The following is a 16449-nucleotide window of genomic DNA, read 5'->3' as shown; positions in this document are numbered from 1 at the left end:
GCTTGCAACTGCGGCTGCGACGTGTTCGGGATGAGGCAACATAGCCTGTTTTACTATTTCCTTCCAGATAGTATAATCATCGCCATCCACATTCACCCGATGGGAAGGGACGCAAGGATGGCCGCAAAACCCTCAATCTCCGACATTGACGCCCAGATCGAGAAGCTGCGCGAGCGCAAGCGAACGTTGATAGTAAAATCCGCCGAGCGGTTTGCCCGCGCCGCCACGAAAGCGGGACTGGCCGAGATGGAGATCGCGGACGAGGAGGTCGAGCGCATCTTCGAAGACATCGCCGCGCGGTTTCGTGGCGAGGGGAAAAAAGCGGCATCCGCTTCAGTTGCTTCGTCGCCTCGACCGGCAGCCGATGCAACTGGAGCGGCGGCGGCGGCTTCTCATGACGGCTGAGCGCAAGCGCGAGACCCGCCAGACGTTCCTGCTCGGCGCAATCGTCGTCACCGCGGGATTGTCAAACGCCGACCGCGCCTTCCTGCTCGGTGGCCTGATCGAACTGGCCAGTGTCGATCCCGGTTCGTCGGAACATCGGCGACTGCGCGATATCGGCGAGGAAGCCTTCAGGGTTGCGCAACCTGGTGACGGTTCGTCGCGCAGGACGCGGATAGCGGAATGGGGCTGAGGACAAAACCGCATCCCAGCCAGCTGCTCGTTCTGGTGCCGATCGCCGTCACCGCCTTTGCCGTCTATGTCGTCGGCTGGCGATGGCCGGCTCTCGCCGCCGACCTGTCCGGCAAGACGGAGTACTGGTTCCTGCGGGCATCTCCGCTACCGGCGTTGTTGTTCGGACCGCTCACCGGACTGCTCGCCATATGGGCCTTGCCGATGCACAGGCGAAGGCCAATCGCGATGGCGAGCCTCGTGACGTTTTTCGCTGTCGCCGGCTTCTATGGCTTGCGCGAATATGGGCGACTCGCGCCTTCGGTCGCGAGCGGCGCGGTGTCGTGGGATGAGGCGCTGTCCTATCTCGACATGGTCGCCGTTCTCGGCGCGGTCATCGGCTTCATGCTGATGGCCATCGCCGCGCGTATCACCACCGTCGTGCCCGAACCTTTCAAACGCGCGAAGACCGGAATCTTCGGAAACGCGGACTGGCTGCCGATGCCGGCTGCCGGCAGACTGTTTCCACCGGATGGCGAGATCGTGGTCGGAGAACGCTACCGGGTGGACAAGGATGTCGTGCATGAGGTGCCGTTCGATCCTTATGATGCATCCACATGGGGGAAGGGCGGCACCATGCCGCTACTGACCTACAAGCTCAATTTCGATTCCACGCACATGCTGTTCTTCTCCGGCTCCGGCGGCTTCAAGACGACCAGCAACGTCGTGCCGACCGCTCTGCGCTACAGCGGGCCGCTGATCTGCTTCGATCCATCGACCGAGATCGCGCCGATGGTCGTCGAGCATCGAACCCACGTGCTTGGCCGCAAGGTGATGGTGCTCGATCCGACGAATCCCGTCATGGGCTTCAACGTCCTTGACTGGATCGAGTCATCGAAGAAGAAGGAGGAAGACATTGTCGGTGTTGCGCACATGCTTTTGTCGGAAAGCGTGCGCATTGAATCCTCGACCGGATCATACTTTCAGAACCAGGCGCACAATCTCCTGACCGGCCTGCTCGCCCATGTCATGCTCTCGCCCGAATATGCCGGCCGGCGCAACCTGCGCAGCCTGCGCCAGATCGTGTCCGAGCCGGAACCGTCCGTGCTTCGGATGCTGCGTGAGATTCAGGAGCATTCCTCATCGACCTTCATCCGAGAGACGCTGGGCGTCTTCACCAACATGACGGAACAGACCTTCTCTGGCGTCTATTCGACGGCGTCGAAGGACACGCAATGGCTGTCGCTCGACAATTACGCCGCGCTCGTGTGCGGCAACGCGTTCAAGTCCAGCGATCTCGTCAAGGGCGAAAAGGATTTCTTCCTGAACCTGCCAGCCGAGATCCTGACCTCCTATCCTGGCATCGGGCGCGTGATCATCGGGGCGCTGATCAAGGCTATGGTGCAGGCCGATGGCCATTTCCAGCGCCGGGCTCTGTTCATGCTCGATGAGGTCGATCTTCTTGGCTACATGCGCGTGCTCGAAGAGGCGCGTGACCGCAATCGCAAGCATGGCGTCTCCTTGATGTTGATGTACCAGTCAGTCGGCCAGCTTGAGAAGCATTTCGGGAAGGACGGCGCGACATCGTGGATCGATGGCTGCGCCTTCGCCAGCTATGCGGCGATCAAGGCGCTGGACACGGCGCGCAACGTCTCGGCGCAGTGCGGAGACATGACGGTTGAGGTCAAGGGAAGCTCGCGCGACGTCAGTTGGAACATGGCGAGCGGGGGAACGCGCAGATCGGAGAACGTCACCTACCAGCGCAGACCGCTAATCATGCCGCATGAGATCACGCAGACCATGCGCAGGGATGAGCAGATCATCATCGTGCAGGGCCAGCGCCCGATCCGCTGCGGTCGGGCGATGTATTTCCGGCGGAGGGATATGAACCGTGCCGCCAAGCCCAACAGGTTCGCCAAGTCGAGCCGATAACAGGTAACCCTGCCGGGCGAGAGACGCGCTACTGATCGTGCCGCCGATAGCGCGCAAACGGATCTTCCGCGCCGGGCGGCGTGATCCAGTCGACGAATATCGTGTAGCCAATGGCGAAGGCGACAAGCCCAATCGCCATCAGCGCGAAGGTGCACAAGGGCATGCCGCTGGCCGCATCGGCGTTGGCGAACACCACGATCGACATCGGCACCATGACGATCGCCGCCAACATCATAAGGCTGGACCGATCGATCCGGTCCATGGCGCACAAACGGGATGAACAAACAGTCGCCTCTATGGCGACAGCGGCGGTCAGCGCGACACGGTTGCGAAATCAAAAGATCGAGGCGGTTCTCACCGCCCCGATCTTCCGGCCGTCAGATGCGGCCGATCTTGTCTTTGCCGAAGACTGTCTCCGGATCGTTTCCGGTGCTCGCCCACCAAGCCGCCTCGGCTTCGGCTTCGCTGTAGTAGACATGGTCGGTGGTGAACCTTGCGCCGCTGATGTCCTCGATTTCGGCGACGACACCGGCGAGGCCGCAGAGCTTTTCGGGCGCGACCGGCTCGACGATAGGCAGCACGCCATCGCAGAAATACCAGCGCTGCTCGCGGAAGTCATAATACTCCCGCGTGAAATCATCCACCAGATAGTCGTCCAGCAGCGCGACCGGCTCGACCAGCCACTTCTCGTGATAGGCGCTCTGGTAGTGATGCAGATCGTAGAAGGCGTCCTCTTCGTCCGCCGTGCCGCGCGACATCGCACGCACGCCTTCGGCGGCGAGAATCCTGCGCTGATCTTCGATCATTGCGGCGAGGATGCCGGCGAGCGTGGTGTGGACGCCGCGCGCGAGATCGCTGTCGCAGCCCAGACGATTGGCGAGGACATTGATGCGCAAACCGGAAAGCTGCGCGATAAGCATGAGCGTGTCGTAAGCCATTGCCATGGTCTCCTTCATCTTGATGACGGAGCCCGGGCGACAGGCAAGTCGAGCATCGGGTCAAGGATCGCGAAGCGGCCGCCGGAGGCGGCAAGCGGAGGTGCCGATTTTCTGACGACGCCCCTTCGGCGTCGGCTGAAAATTGGAGGGGCCGCGCAGTCCTTGAGGCGATGGGAGCGGCCAGTAGACTGGGCCGTCAGAGAGATAGACCCGCGTTCCCGCCAGGGGACGCGTCCATATCCGGCGACCAGCCGGCGGGGAGTGCGAGGGGAAGCCCCCTGCGATGGGGCGGCCGGGCTCCGTGAGCGAAGCGAATAGCACACGGTCGCCGAAGGCGGCTCGCCCGGAGACCGCACACGCCGCTCCGACGTCCTATCACCGATATGAATCGTTGAGCACTCACCGATTCATAAATGTTGTTGGACGCCAGTGCCGAGGTCGGGCGATTCTCCGGCCATGCTCGCCCAACCCCACCGGCTCTATATCGAGCGCACGGATCCACGAAAGAACATGGCGCGCTTCTATGCGCTGTCCATTGACGTGACGCTGTTCGGCACGCCTTGCCTGACACGGTGATGGGGCCGCGTCGGTTCGCGCGGGCAGGCCAAGGTGCATCATTTTGAACAGGAAGCTGAGGCCGTATCGCTCTTCCTCGGCCTGCTGCGCTGCAAGCGCGCGTGGGTACGGCATCAGGCGGCGTGCGTGAACGGGGCGGAAGGGGAGTTGTCGCCAGAGCAGGCGGAAGCGGCGCTGATGCACGCTATCGGGCGAGCTCTGGAGCGGAAGGCAGAAATTCTGGCGGAGCCCTACGGGGCGTGGCTCGAATTCGAAAACGCCGCAGCGTCCTCGGGCGGCGCGAGAGTCGTCTAGGCGACCGGGAGACGGCTTGCGAAGGGGCGTTTCTGGAATGCAGTTTCACGGGCGCGACCGACTGGAACTGCGCAAACACCGTCCTTCGTGGTCCGGCGATTGTCATGCGGCGCCCGAAATCCCGGTGCCGACCCGGTGTTCGACCATGATGGCGATGTAGGAGATTCCTGACTGAGGGCCGTCCGGCTCCAGCCGAACCCGAAATCGACCCAACCGCCGATGTCGATCTGGTAATCTGACGCGCGCTCATCGGTACGCTCGACGCGCCTGAGCGTCATCGGCAGCTTGCCGGCAAGCAGCACTTCGAGGTCGGGATCTAGTTGGCCGCCCGGTAGCGCGGCAATGGTATGAGTCGTCATGGTACTGCTCCTTACCGGGCAAAAAAGGAGCCGGCCCCTTGCGGGGCCGGCTGGCTTGGTTCACTCCGGGTTGTTCCAGAGGATGACCTTCTTGTTCTCCTCGCCGCCGGGGGCGGGAGCGAGGTTGCCGAAGACCACACCGATCTCGGGCGCCTCCAGCTTGAACGAGACATTCTCCTTGCCGGTGCGCTGCGAGGTCCTCCACCAGCCCGCGCCGATCTCGAAGCCGGTGCGTTTGTTGATCACGCGGTAGTCAGGGGCATCCTCGTGCGACTTGTCGCCGTTCGGGATGACGGTGATCGGAGCGTTGACCCGGATCGTGGCGAAGACGCCCTCCATGGAGCCATCGGATTTCTGGGTGAGCTGTGCGATCGTGGTGGCCATTGTACTTCTCCTTCGGTTGCATCGGGACCGTTCCCGATGGCGTCGAAGGAGAGGGCCGTCCTGCTGCGGTCAGGCCGGCACAATTTCTGGAAAATTCTATTTGCCGCAAAGCGGGCGCGAAGCGCCTGCGGGCAAAGAACAGAAATCGAATTTTCCAGAAATTTTGCCGGGTGGACCCCAACGGGGTTGATCGCAGTAAGCAGGCGGTCCTCTACAAAGGCGACATACACGGGAACTGTCCGGATGCGAGCGCAGGCGTCGTACACCAGGCCGCCCCGACCGCACACCCGGCGCTAAGCCCCGCCGGTCCATAACGCGGCAGCCCCGCGCCGGTCCGGTCTCTTGCCCCTTCACCATCTCTGCCGACGGTGACATGGCGCGCGGATCGCTCGTGCGCTGACGCATTTTTCAACACGCACCTGTCGCCGGGAGCGGCGCGGGCTGGTGGAGACATTCCCGCTACTCGGAAGATCCATCGTCTCGCCAAGCCGGCGGCGAATCGGACTGGACCGAGTCTTTGGCGATGTCGTTCCTGTCCCTTCCGTGCGCGGGAACCGGAGAACCCGTCCTGCGAAACGATCCGGAGTGAACCGAGCCAGCCGGCTCCTCGAAGGGCCGGCTTTTGCCTCGCGCATCACGCTGAGTGACGACGCTGGCGCTGCGATTGCCAAACATGCGGCCAATCGGAAGCGCCGCCGCGTGCGCGTCGAGGTCCTTACTGCCTCAGCGCGTTGCGTTCATCGAGAGTCATGCGCGCCGCGACCTGCTGGCTGACCTGCGGTCCCGCATCGTGCAGCATCGCGCGCCAGTCGGCCGTGTTACAGATCGTCCGTACAACCCCTCGCGCCATGTCATAGACGACACAGGGCGAGGCGATGATCGCGAGACGCAGCATGTTGAGAGCTGTTCCCGGGGATGCGCCGTCCCAGATCATCAGGCCAAAGTCGGCGCGCCGGGCCATCTCCCGGTCCTTCTCGGCATGAGCCGCGAAGCCTTGCGCGCCGGGTGGCGGCGGGATGTGGTACGCGGCCCAGTCGCCGAGATTGTTGCGAGGTTCCTTGCCCGAATGGAACACGCCGACATGTTCGTATCCGTAACCAGCGAGCACGCTTTGCGCTTCGGCATCGGCTCCAGGCGCGTCGCCGATGAAAACGCCGTGCTCAGCTGCAACGATCGCGCCAATGCGCTCGACGGCGGGCTCGGGCAGTTCGAATATGTCGCGTGATCCTCCGATGAATATCATCTCCACGGTAACTCTCCTTTCTCTCCAACGGTCCTGCCCGCTTCCCGCCACCCTCTCTCCCTCCGCGCGCACGATCGTTGCTGAGAGCTGCGCCGGCTTTGCCGGCTCAGCCAGCGGCCTTCCGCCGCGACCGGGCCTGCCAGCCGTGGAAGAGGCACCAACCTTGAAATCTTCCGCTTTCGTGATGTGGTCGGAAAGCGGCAGGGCACGGGGCGTGTGTGCGCCGAGCCTGCAGCCGAACGGGAACGTCACCATCATGGCAAGCCGATCGCTGTACGTGAAAGGAGGAAAACGGCGCTCATGCGCCATCTCCTCCGAACCGCCAGACCGGGATGCCGAAGCGGCGGGCCTTGTCGGCGAGGTTGCCGGTGATGCCGGAGCCCGGGAAGATGATGACGCCGCTCGGCATCACGGAGAGCAGTTCGTCGTTGCGCCGGAACGGGGCTGCCTTGGCGTGCTTCGTCCAGTTCGGCTTGAAGGCGATCTGCGTCACCTCGCGCGCCTCGGCCCAGCAGGCCGCGATGCGCTCGGCGCCTTTCGGTGAGCCGCCGTGCAGCAGGACGATGTCGGGGAATTTGGTCCGCGCGCGGTCGAGCGCATCCCAGATCGCCTCGTGATCATTGTAGTCGATGCCGCCGCCGAAGGCGATCTTGGTTCCGGCCGGGATCATGATCTCGGTCTCGGCGCGGCGGCGGGCCGAGAGGAAGTCTCTGGAGTCGATCATCGCCGCCGTCATGTTGGCGTGGCTGACTTTCGAGCCGGCACGCGGGCGCCATGCCGATCCGGTCTGCACCTCGAAGAGGTCGGCCGCGTGGTCGCGCATGAACTCGAAGGCATTGCGGCGCTCCAGAAGCGTGATGCCCTCGGCGATGAGGCGCTCCAGCTCGACGCTCTTGACCTCTGAGCCGTCCTGGTCACGCTGGCCGGCGCGCTGGGCATCCTCGTTACGCTGCAACTCGCGCTGGATGCGTTCGCCGGCGCGGTGGAAGAGGTTGACCGTCGACCAGAGCAGATCTTCGAGATCCGGCTCCAGCCGTGTGTCGCCGAGCATCTCGAACAGGGCGTCGAAGATGGCGGTCAGCGATGACTGGATGGCCAGTTCCTCGGGCAACGGCCGCGGGTCCGGTTCGTCCTGAAAGGGGCGATGGCCGTACATCTGCATTTCGTAGATGACGCTGTCCGTCGGGGACGACGCGTGGTGGGGCTCGAAGGCATCGGCGAAGGGAAGGGTGAGGTTCATGATGGTCTCCGTCTTGTTGGGGCCGCGCCCTTCGCGGCCTGACGGCGATCCCCACCGCGTAGCGGACGGGCCGGAACCGCGGCGCTTGCGCCGCGGCCGCTCTGTCGGACGGCTCGCCCGTTGAAGGCTCGTCCGCCACGCGGTAAGGATCGCCCCTCAGCAGGCCAGCGGGCGCGCGCCCAGCCGGGACAGCGGCCAGCAGGAACCGCCTTCTCCCCGCCGCGCCGGCCCCCGCCCCGCCTTCCCCTCCGGGCCGCTTCGAGCGGGGTCAGAAGGGCCAGCGCTCCTGTCGGGCGAGCAGCGACCGCAGATGATCCGGGAGCCCGCCGTCCGGTCGGCCAGACCGTCGTTGACGTCGCCATGGTGCGAGCTGAGAAGACGCGGTTGGAGCCAGAACACCTGCGCGGCGGGCTCCATCGCGACCGTGCCGGCCGCTCGCATCCGCGTCAGCGCAGATGCGGACGGACACCTCGGGCGGGGAGAAGGAAACGGCGGAGCGGAAGGAACGTCGCGATGGTCGCGGGCGGCATTGCCGCGATGGTGATGCTGACAGCCGATTCAGTCTCGCGCGGCAGGGCCCCAGGCGGCAATGCCGGGACCGGCATGACGTCCCGGCGCGACAGGAGGTATGCAGGAACGGGGAGCGATGCTCACGCGCCTGACAGATCCTGCTGCGCGCCTTCGAAGAGATGGGATCGTGCCGGATCCGAGCGGACGCGGGCTGCGTCTGAGATGCATCGCGGGCTGGGTACCTGCGTGCGCCGTCACGGGAGACGCACGCACAGACAGGCGTCTTCCGGTGCAAGCTGAGCCCGCAGGTGATCGGAAAGCCTGGCCGAACCGAGACGACGCAGGTCCTCGTTGAAGTCGCCCAACTCCGGAGAGAGCACGAGCGGAAGGATGCCCAGCGCCTGCGCGCGCCGGCTCAATCCCTCGATGCCATGCCGGCCGGCGGCATCGGCATCCGCAGCGATGTAGACGCGCTGGCAGCCGGCAGGGAGCCGGAAGGCAGCGAGATGATTGGCCGTCAGCGCCGAGACCATCGGCATGCCGGGCATGACGTGCGAGAGCGACAGGATGCTTTCGAGCCCCTCGCCGGCCGCCATGACCGGAACGGGGTCGTTGACAGGAAAACGAAAGCGCACGGCATTGCCGAGCAGGCCGCCAAGCGCACGACGGGGATCCTCGACCTTCGCCTTGCCGCCTCCGTCCGGATCGAGCCATGTCCGGTGCACGCCGGTGATTGCACCCGAGGGGCCGGTCACGGTGGCGATCAGGGCAGGGAAAGACGTCCTGCGGCCGGTTGCGAGATCGCGATAGTAGCAGGACGGATGGAACCGCAGCGCCGGATGAAGGGACGCGCCCGGGATTCCACGCTGGCGCAGATACCGGTCCGCCAGCGTGCCGGCGAGCGGATGGGTCATGCGGAGAAGCCGCCTCGCCCGTTCCGCGGGCGGCCGGCTGGCCGAGGAATCGCCCGGGGCGTCGCCCCTGCGGGACGACGCCGGTTCGGGTCTGGGCTCGTTCAGGAACCGCCGCGCCTCGTCGGCAACGTCGCGGAAGTCAATCAACCCGCAGGTCTCGCGCACGAGATCGAGCAGATCGCCGTACTGGCCGGTCGCCGCATCCGCCCACCGGCCTTTACGCGGACCAGCCAGATGGACATAGAGCGACCGCCCCTTGGAGTTGAGGACATCGCCGACGATCCAGTAATTGCCGGCCTTTCGGCCGGAGGAAAGATAATGACGGCAGACCGCCTCGGCATCTTCGGCGAGACGGTCCGCCAACTGTGACGCGGACAACATGGTCGTTCTCCATCGTCACCGGCTGACGACATCGATCAGGCGATGCCGCTGCATCAGCTTCGACAGGATCGCCGGACCTTCGCTCGTCGCCGGTACAAAGAAGCGCAGCTTCCAGCTGATCATCTCGGAGAACAGGCCGATCGACCGCAACCAGTCGCGCATGCCGTCGGAAAAGCCGGAGAGCTCGATCCGGTAGTCGTTCATGACCATGACTCGGCGCAGCGTCATGTCGCTGGCGAGGCCGATGATCGACGTGCCGTCGAGCAGCGATTTCCATGCCTGTTCCGGGCTGATGACGGTCGTCTGCTCAATGCCGAAATTCCGGCACAGCATCATCAGGTTGGACGGAGCGATCCTGCGGCCGACGATCCGCTCTCCTTCATCGGTCTCAAGGCGGTAGACACGGCAATAATCCTGCGGAAGCAGTTTCCAGATCGGCAGGAGCAGCCCGGAGACGACATGGAGCGTCGATGTCGAATATTCGGGCGTGTCCGCCACCTCGCTCTCCCAGGCGTCCGCGAAGGTGCGCTCATCGGCTTCTTCCCAGCTCGTCTCTTCGATCTGCCGAACCTCGTAGCGCATTTCGTCCATGGGCCGGTAGAGTCGAACGCATGGCTGGACCGTCCCGTCGTCGAGCATGATCGAGCGCGTTGGGATCATGACCGCTGCACGCCTGGATTTGCCATTGATCATCAGCTTCACACGTGGATCGTGCGCGGCCAGCCTGCGTGCATCGGCCAGCGCCATCGGCCTGTTGCGCTCCAGGCGTTCGATCGTCAGCAGATGCGACTGCGCGCCGGTGACCGGATGCGTATAGACCAGCTTGCGTTCCTTCACGATCATGCGCTCCGCCGACAGGGTCTCCAGCCCCTTGTCGTAGACGCCGGCCGCGATCGCGCCCTCGATGCGGGCGGCCAGCAGCTGCTCGAAGGCCTCGAACAGCAGGTTCTGCATGTTGATGGTCAAGGCCAGCATCCGGTTCAGGAAGGTGTGGATCGGCGGCAGCTCGTCCTTGAGACCGCCTTCCTCCGAGGTCAGCGTGAGACCGGTGATGCTTTCGAACCTTTCCAGCGAGCAGCCCTCGATCTTGCCCTGATAGAGCAGCCCATAGAATTGCCTGAGCGCATCGCGGGCATAGTGGGATTCGAGATTGTCCTCGGAGCGGAACATGCCCTGGCCGCCTGTCTGGCGTTGGCCCCGCGTGATCGCACCAAGCGTGTCTAGACGCCGCGCGATGGTCGAGAGGAACCGCCGTTCCGCCTTCACATTGGTCGCGACCATGCGGAAACGTGGTGGCTGCTTCTGGTTCGTGCGATGGCTTCGCCCGAGCCCCTGAATCGCCACATCGGCACGCCAACCGGCTTCGAGCAGATTGTGAAGCCGCTGGCGCTGGTTCTTGGCAGCGAGATCCGCGTGATAGGAGCGGCCCGTCCCACCCGCTTCGCTGAAGACGAGAACGCCCTTCTCGTCATCCATGAAGGCGCGCGCCTCATCGAGATTGGCGCTACCGGGACGATTTTCGACACCGAAGCGCGCGATGGAACCGCCGTCACGGCGCCGGACGATGCGACGCGAGCGGCCGGTGATCTCCGCGACGCAATCCGTCCCGAGATGCTGCACGATCTGGTCAAGGGCGGTCGGGATTGCCGGCAGGCTGCCGAGACGCTCCACCAGTTCGTCACGTCTGCGCTCGGCCTCACGGCAGATCACGGGATTGCCTCCGCCATCATAGACGGGCCGCGAGGTGACGTTGCCCTCGTCGTCCGAGAACTCCTCGAAGAGCTGGGTCGGGAAGGAGTGCATCAAATAATCGATGACGTATTCCCTCGGGGTCACGTCCACCTGAAGGTCGCCCCACTCCTCGGTGGGGATCTGGGCAAGACGGCGCTCGGTCAGTGCCTGGCCGGTCGAGACGAGCTGGACGACCGCCGCATGGCCGTCCTCCAGATCCTTTTCGATCGCGGCCAGCAGCGACGGCGTCTTCATGGATGTGAGGAGATGGTTGAAGAAGCGCTGCTTGGAGCTTTCGAAGGCCGAACGCGCCGCAGATTTGGCCTGCTTGTTCAGCGTCCCGCTCTGGCCGGTGATGCCGGCCGCCTCCATGGCGGCGTCGAGGTGATTGTGGATGACCTGGAAGGCCTCGGCATAGGCATCGTAGATGGGGACCTGCTCCGGCGTCAGCTCGTGTTCGAGGATGTCGTATTCGACGCCTTCGAAAGACAGCGAGCGCGAGGCATAAAGGCCCATGGCCTTGAGGTCGCGGGCGAGCACCTCCATGGCGGCAACGCCGCCGTCCTCGATCGCCGCGATAAATTCCGAGCGCGTCGGGAACGGGAAATCGGCGCTCCCCCACAAACCGAGACGCTCGGCATAGCCAAGGGATTCGACCTCGGACGCCCCCGTGGCGGAGACATAAACGACGCGGGCGTCGGGCAGCGCGCGCTGCAGGCGCAGACCCGCCCTGCCCTGCTGCGAGGCTGCCTTGTCACCGCGGTCGGTTTTGCCGCCGGCGGCGTTGGCCATGGCGTGGCCTTCGTCGAAAATGATGACGCCATCGAATATTTTGGATTCGTCGATCGCACCGTCATTGTCATCGCCCTCGCAGAGCCAGTCGACGATTTGCTGAACACGCGAGCGCTTGCCTTCCCGCTCATCGGTGCGCAGCGTCGCGAAAGTGGTGAAGAGAATGCCTTCCCTGAGCGGGATCGGCCTGCCCTGCCGGAAGCGCGACAGCGGTGTGACAAGGAGCTTCTCGTGGCCGAGCGCACTCCAGTCGCGCTGGGCATCCTCGATCAGCTTGTCGGACTTGGAGATCCAGACATGGCGGCGCCGTCCCTTCAGCCAATTGTCGAGGATAATCCCGGCAGCCTGTCGACCCTTGCCCGCGCCGGTCCCGTCGCCCAGGAACCAGCCACGCCGGAAGCGCACGGCGTTTTCGGTGTCGGCCGGGACGGCGGTCAGATTGTCGAAGGAGGCATCGACCGTACAGTGACCGGCGAGGTATCCCGAATGGGCCTCGCCGGCATAGACAACGCTCTCGAGCTGGGCGTCGGACAGATACCCGCTGGTGATGACGCGCTTCGGCAGATGCGGGCGATAGGTTGGCTTCGGCGGCGCCACCGAGGCCATCGCGATCGACTCGACCAGCTTGTCGGGGTGGGGTTTGGCGTCGGGGATATGGATCGATTGCAGCCGGTAGGGCTCGTAGATCCCGTCGGCCGCGCCACCATTTTCCTTCGGCGCGGCATCCCGCAGCTCGTAGGAAAGTTCGACGATCTCGTCATCGACGAATGCGGTCAAACGCGAGGGCGACGGCCGCGATGGCGAGACGCGCGCGGCGCGATCGGCGATCGCTGCCGGTCGCATGGTGCCTGAGGCTTTGCGCGCGGCCATCTTGGCGGCGAGACCGCGCAGGATGCCGTTCGACAGGGCGCCGATGGAGTTCGGTGCCGTCGACGGAGAGCGGGGCGGAAGACCTGTTACCCAGCCGAGAAGTGTTTGCAGGTCTGGCGCGACGCCCTTCGACGCGATCAGCTGCTTTGGATCGTCGGCCGCGATCTTGTCGATGACCGTCAGGCGCGTTTCCGCCGTCGTGCCATGGCGGGCATAGACGTTGCCGGCAATCCCGGCGCTGAACAGGACCGTGCCGTTTTCCTGCAAGCGGACGAAGGCGGAACGCCACTTCGGATTGTCGGGAGAAAGGCCGGACCCTGTGATCGCGACCAGACGGCCGCCCGGCTGAAGACGTGCAAACGCGGCCGACAGATGACGCCACGCCGCGTCGGCCACGACACCCTCGACGTGTATGCCCGCCGAGAACGGGGGATTCATTACGATAACGGTCGGTCGGACCGCGCGATCGAGATAGTCGTCGATATGGGCCGCGTCGTGCCGCGTCACGGTCGCCCTGGTGAAGAGCTGTTCGAGAAGCGAATGGCGGACCGGAGCGTATTCGTTGAGGGACAGGCGGCGCGCATTGGCCTGCTCGGCGAAGATGGCGAGCAGGCCGGTGCCAGCGGACGGTTCGAGGACGATATCGTCGGGAAGGATGCCAGCGGCGCGGGTCGCGACGTAGGCGAGCGGCATCGGTGTTGAGAGTTGCTGCAGCGCCTGGCTCTCCTCCGATCGGCGCGTATGGGTCGGGATCAGGGACGCGATCTTTTCCAGCATGGCGAGCACAGCGTGCTGGCCGTCGGCGCGGTTCGTGATCGCCTTACCGAACTTGCGCAGGAACAGGACCTGTGCGGCTTCGGCCGCTTCATAGGCGTCCTTCCACGTCCAGAAGCCTGCCGCATCGCTGCCGCCGAAGGCATTGGTCAGGACGGTACGGAGATCGGCCGCGCCGATGGCGGCGCCGCGTTCGAGAAGCGGGGCGAGCGCTGTCGCAGCCTCAAGAAGCTGGCTGGCGCGGTCGGAAGACACGAGGGGAACGGCGGCCGCATTCGCGGCCGGTGAAGGAATGACGTTCATGGGAAACCCTGTCGAGAGCAGGAAAGGGACGGCCCGCCCGGGCGCTCTCCAACCCCGCCGGGCCAACCCTTCCCGGTCCCCTCTCTGCCTCTGGCGCGACATTTACGGGTTCAGAACGTCAGCGGTGGTGACGTTTCAGCTTTGAGGGGGAAATTTGGTGCGCGAAAAGCATGCGCACGATCGTGGCGCTACGAGGTAACTGAGACTGTGCGGCCGAACGCACAACAGGCTTCGTGCGCCCGGCCGGACAGCTTCTGCCTCAGTCAGATCAGCGTCCTTGTGGCGACTGGCTTCGAAGCGACAATTGAAGCGGGACGCTCATACGCATCTGCGAGCGTTGGAGCGGATACTAGCACCTGTTGTCATGTTCGGCAGGCGTGCTCTGCCCACATCCAAACAAAAGCCGCAGAAAGACATAGTGAAGAGCAACGAGCATCGAAATGACAATAAGGCTCGGGCAGAAGAACCATTCGAGCGGATAGGTAATGACCGCCGCCGCGAGGACGGAAATGCCATGACATTCAAGGAAGGTCATCTTTTTTCTCCGTTCGACGAATTCATGATGGCTGAGAAGTTCCGCTTTGTTATGAGCATATTGCGGCCTCATGCCCCATCGGCTCCGACAAAGTCGCGCAGTTCGAAACCCGATCAGATCATCGACCGCCAAAACGGCTGGCGTCGATACGGGCGGGCGGGCGTTTCAAGCGCGCCGCTATTGCGTTCAGCGCCTGCTTTGCCTTGACGCGCTGCCATTCGGCGGCGGCAGGAACGGTCTGATCACCCCATCCCCACGATGCGAAGACCGCATTCATGCGCTCGAGATGCGCCATGGTCTCCGGCTTCTCAGCCGCAAGATCGGCGAACATTATGATGTCCGATTGCAGGCCGGCGAGGTAGAGCGCAACCAGCATTGCCGTCGAGTCGACGCCCGCGCCGAAACAGGCTGCGAGCAATCGTCCCTTCAGCGCGGATAACAAGCGGCGGCGTCCCGCCGGCGGGAGCCGGCTGGTGTGTTTCCTGAGCATATCGAGGTTCCTTGATGGGCAGGCGCGCGCGGATTCGAAGCCGCGCGGGCCTCGGCGCGTTGCGGCAGCCGGAATTATGGCTGCGGGATTGCGAGTGGCTGTGGTGGACGGACTATCGCCCACGCTTCAGCGCGGTCGCCAGGTCGTCGAGGAACTCTTCGGGTTCGCCCTCACGATAGGGGCCATCGGCCGACCACAGAAGTGTCTCGACAAGAGCCAGTATGAAATCGGAATCGATAACAGCGATTTCGTCCTTCGGGATGATGGCGGGGGCGCTGCGTGAAGCTTCTTGAAATGAAGCATCGCTTCCCAGATGCAGGTCGCCGTCTCCAATGCGCGCGACGGAGCCCCATAGTCCTCGATGCGGGTGGAAACCAGCCGACCATGCCGGCCGGCGTCCCCGGTCGCGGCGGTTGCACCTGCCGGCATCAGACTGTCTCGGCCGCGAAAATGCGTCAGCAGGTCATCGCTCGTCGCGTGATGGATCGCCTTGTCGGTTATCAGCGAAACGCTCGCGCCGAAGCCATCCGGCCGCTGCGTAGGATCGTTCATCCATTGGATCACGACAAGCTCGCGCACGGTCGAGGATCGTGCCAGGATGTCCTGCACGATGAATTGCCACGGAAATGTGCTGAGGTCGATCTCGATCATGACTTCGGGGTTCACATCGCCGGCCGGGAGACGGGCGAGAATGCGGCTTTCCACGAAGCTCCGGAGCAGACTTGCGCTGTTTCGAGGCGATGCATCGAAAGCTGCAATCAGGGCCCGGCGCGGCACCCGGAGTGGGTTTCTCGGACCTGAGCGTGTCATGGGTTTTGTTGCAATCGAGCACGTTCGACAGGACGAACAATTCGAGCGGCGTGATGTCAGCGAGTGAGAGCGACGGATAGGTCGTGATCTTTGTGACGGGATAAATCATCGGTTTGCCTTTCCAGACAGCAAGACGCCCGGCACAGGACCGGGCGCGTTCGAGAAAAATTGGTGGCGGAAGAACTGCCGACGCGTCGTTCAGCCGAAGCGACGGCCCGCCTCGGTGAAGGTGTAGGCGTTTGCAACGATGACCTCGTCGACGGCCTCATCCGACGTCAGATACGCGTATTCGTGGTCGAGCTGCCGGTAGAGCCAGCGGGCGAGATCGCGCAGCGCTTCGATCACGACCTCCTCGGCGTCCGCCGTCATGACCTGATAGGTCGGGCTTTCGCGCTCCACCGAGATCGCCATGCAGTATTCATGATAGTAGTGGCCGCGATGGCTGACCTCGGCGCGGAGCTGGTAGAAATTCCGTCGCTGGGTGCGACGTCTGAGTCGCATGAAAGGAGTGACTAATGAGTCCATGAGCAGTGTCTAGCTCTGTGGCCATCTCTCGCGTGCAGCATCGGTAACGACGCTGTGCGAAGCCGAGAGAGAAGCCCAAGAAAGACCTCAGCCATCGACGGAATTCGGGCGAGGCGAAGGTCGGACGGGTGAACGATTGAACTCTCGATATAACGCGTCGTTAGCAATGACCGTCGTAACCGATGGCTGACACGACGACTTGGGCTGCGACCCCGAAGATCGCAACATCAACGGGA

14 protein-coding genes and 2 pseudogenes are annotated in these 16449 nt (G+C 64.0%); 4 read left to right on the top strand and 12 right to left on the bottom strand.

The window, feature by feature from the left end; genetic code table 11:
* Positions 1-117: 117 nt before the first annotated feature.
* From ABID37_RS17415 to traG, 3 genes are read left to right on the top strand one after another with little or no spacing between them, the layout of a single operon-like run.
* Positions 118-405, top strand: coding sequence for a TraC family protein (locus ABID37_RS17415; RefSeq protein WP_354197062.1), 288 nt, complete (start codon positions 118-120; stop codon positions 403-405).
* Positions 395-634, top strand: a complete 240-nt coding sequence (locus ABID37_RS17410) for a conjugal transfer protein TraD (RefSeq protein ID WP_354197054.1) — start codon at positions 395-397, stop codon at positions 632-634. The genes ABID37_RS17415 and ABID37_RS17410 overlap by 11 nt, the downstream gene beginning before the upstream one ends.
* Entirely contained in the window at positions 625-2544 is a 1920-nt protein-coding gene (traG, locus tag ABID37_RS17405; RefSeq protein WP_354197052.1) for a Ti-type conjugative transfer system protein TraG, read from the top strand. The genes ABID37_RS17410 and traG overlap by 10 nt, the downstream gene beginning before the upstream one ends.
* A 28-nt stretch (positions 2545-2572) precedes the next feature.
* Here traG and ABID37_RS17400 read toward each other — a convergent pair whose 3' ends face one another.
* Both ABID37_RS17400 and ABID37_RS17395 read right to left on the bottom strand, forming a co-directional pair.
* Positions 2573-2779 (bottom strand): hypothetical protein, encoded by a 207-nt coding sequence (locus ABID37_RS17400; RefSeq protein WP_354197050.1) that lies wholly within the window; start codon positions 2777-2779, stop codon positions 2573-2575.
* Positions 2780-2921: 142 nt separating this feature from the next.
* Positions 2922-3482, bottom strand: a complete 561-nt coding sequence (locus tag ABID37_RS17395; protein WP_354197048.1) for a hypothetical protein — start codon at positions 3480-3482, stop codon at positions 2922-2924.
* Between the two features lie 456 nt (positions 3483-3938).
* Between ABID37_RS17395 and ABID37_RS17390 the strand changes: the two are divergent.
* A pseudogene (locus ABID37_RS17390) lies at positions 3939-4160 on the top strand (WGR domain-containing protein); the annotation flags it as partial.
* Between the two features lie 188 nt (positions 4161-4348).
* On the opposite strand, the gene ABID37_RS17385 reads toward ABID37_RS17390, so the two are convergent.
* The 10 genes and pseudogenes from ABID37_RS17385 to ABID37_RS17340 form a co-directional block, all read right to left on the bottom strand.
* Entirely contained in the window at positions 4349-4711 is a 363-nt protein-coding gene (locus ABID37_RS17385) for a hypothetical protein (protein ID WP_354197046.1), read from the bottom strand.
* Between the two features lie 60 nt (positions 4712-4771).
* A complete protein-coding gene (locus ABID37_RS17380) occupies positions 4772-5095 on the bottom strand; it encodes a DUF736 domain-containing protein (RefSeq protein WP_354197044.1) in 324 nt (107 codons plus the stop codon).
* 715 nt (positions 5096-5810) lie between these two features.
* A complete protein-coding gene (locus ABID37_RS17375; RefSeq protein WP_354197042.1) occupies positions 5811-6647 on the bottom strand; it encodes a hypothetical protein in 837 nt (278 codons plus the stop codon).
* Positions 6637-7578: a DUF2493 domain-containing protein gene (locus ABID37_RS17370; RefSeq protein ID WP_354197040.1), complete on the bottom strand. Its 942-nt coding sequence runs from the start codon at positions 7576-7578 to the stop codon at positions 6637-6639. Before ABID37_RS17370 ends, ABID37_RS17375 begins: the two co-directional genes overlap by 11 nt.
* 764 nt (positions 7579-8342) lie before the next feature.
* Positions 8343-9383, bottom strand: a complete 1041-nt coding sequence (locus ABID37_RS17365; protein ID WP_354197038.1) for a DUF7146 domain-containing protein — start codon at positions 9381-9383, stop codon at positions 8343-8345.
* Positions 9384-9398: 15 nt separating this feature from the next.
* A complete protein-coding gene (locus ABID37_RS17360) occupies positions 9399-13853 on the bottom strand; it encodes a strawberry notch-like NTP hydrolase domain-containing protein (protein ID WP_354197034.1) in 4455 nt (1484 codons plus the stop codon).
* Between the two features lie 349 nt (positions 13854-14202).
* On the bottom strand, positions 14203-14388 hold the full coding sequence (locus ABID37_RS17355; protein ID WP_354197032.1) for a hypothetical protein: 186 nt from the start codon (positions 14386-14388) through the stop codon (positions 14203-14205).
* Between the two features lie 118 nt (positions 14389-14506).
* Complete coding sequence (locus ABID37_RS17350; protein WP_354197030.1) at positions 14507-14878, bottom strand: adenine nucleotide alpha hydrolase family protein; 372 nt, start codon at positions 14876-14878, stop codon at positions 14507-14509.
* A 126-nt stretch (positions 14879-15004) separates the two neighbouring features.
* Positions 15005-15583: a hypothetical protein gene (locus ABID37_RS17345; protein WP_354197028.1), complete on the bottom strand. Its 579-nt coding sequence runs from the start codon at positions 15581-15583 to the stop codon at positions 15005-15007.
* A gap of 303 nt (positions 15584-15886) precedes the next feature.
* Positions 15887-16168: pseudogene (locus tag ABID37_RS17340) on the bottom strand (DUF8835 domain-containing pootine); the annotation flags it as partial.
* Positions 16169-16449: the final 281 nt, after the last annotated feature.

Origin of the sequence: Aquamicrobium terrae (assembly GCF_040545735.1) — a bacterium.
Taxonomy (GTDB): domain Bacteria; phylum Pseudomonadota; class Alphaproteobacteria; order Rhizobiales; family Rhizobiaceae; genus Mesorhizobium; species Mesorhizobium terrae_A.
The sequence above is the reverse complement of the archived record's forward strand: the minus strand, read 5'-3'. Positions and strand labels throughout refer to the sequence as shown.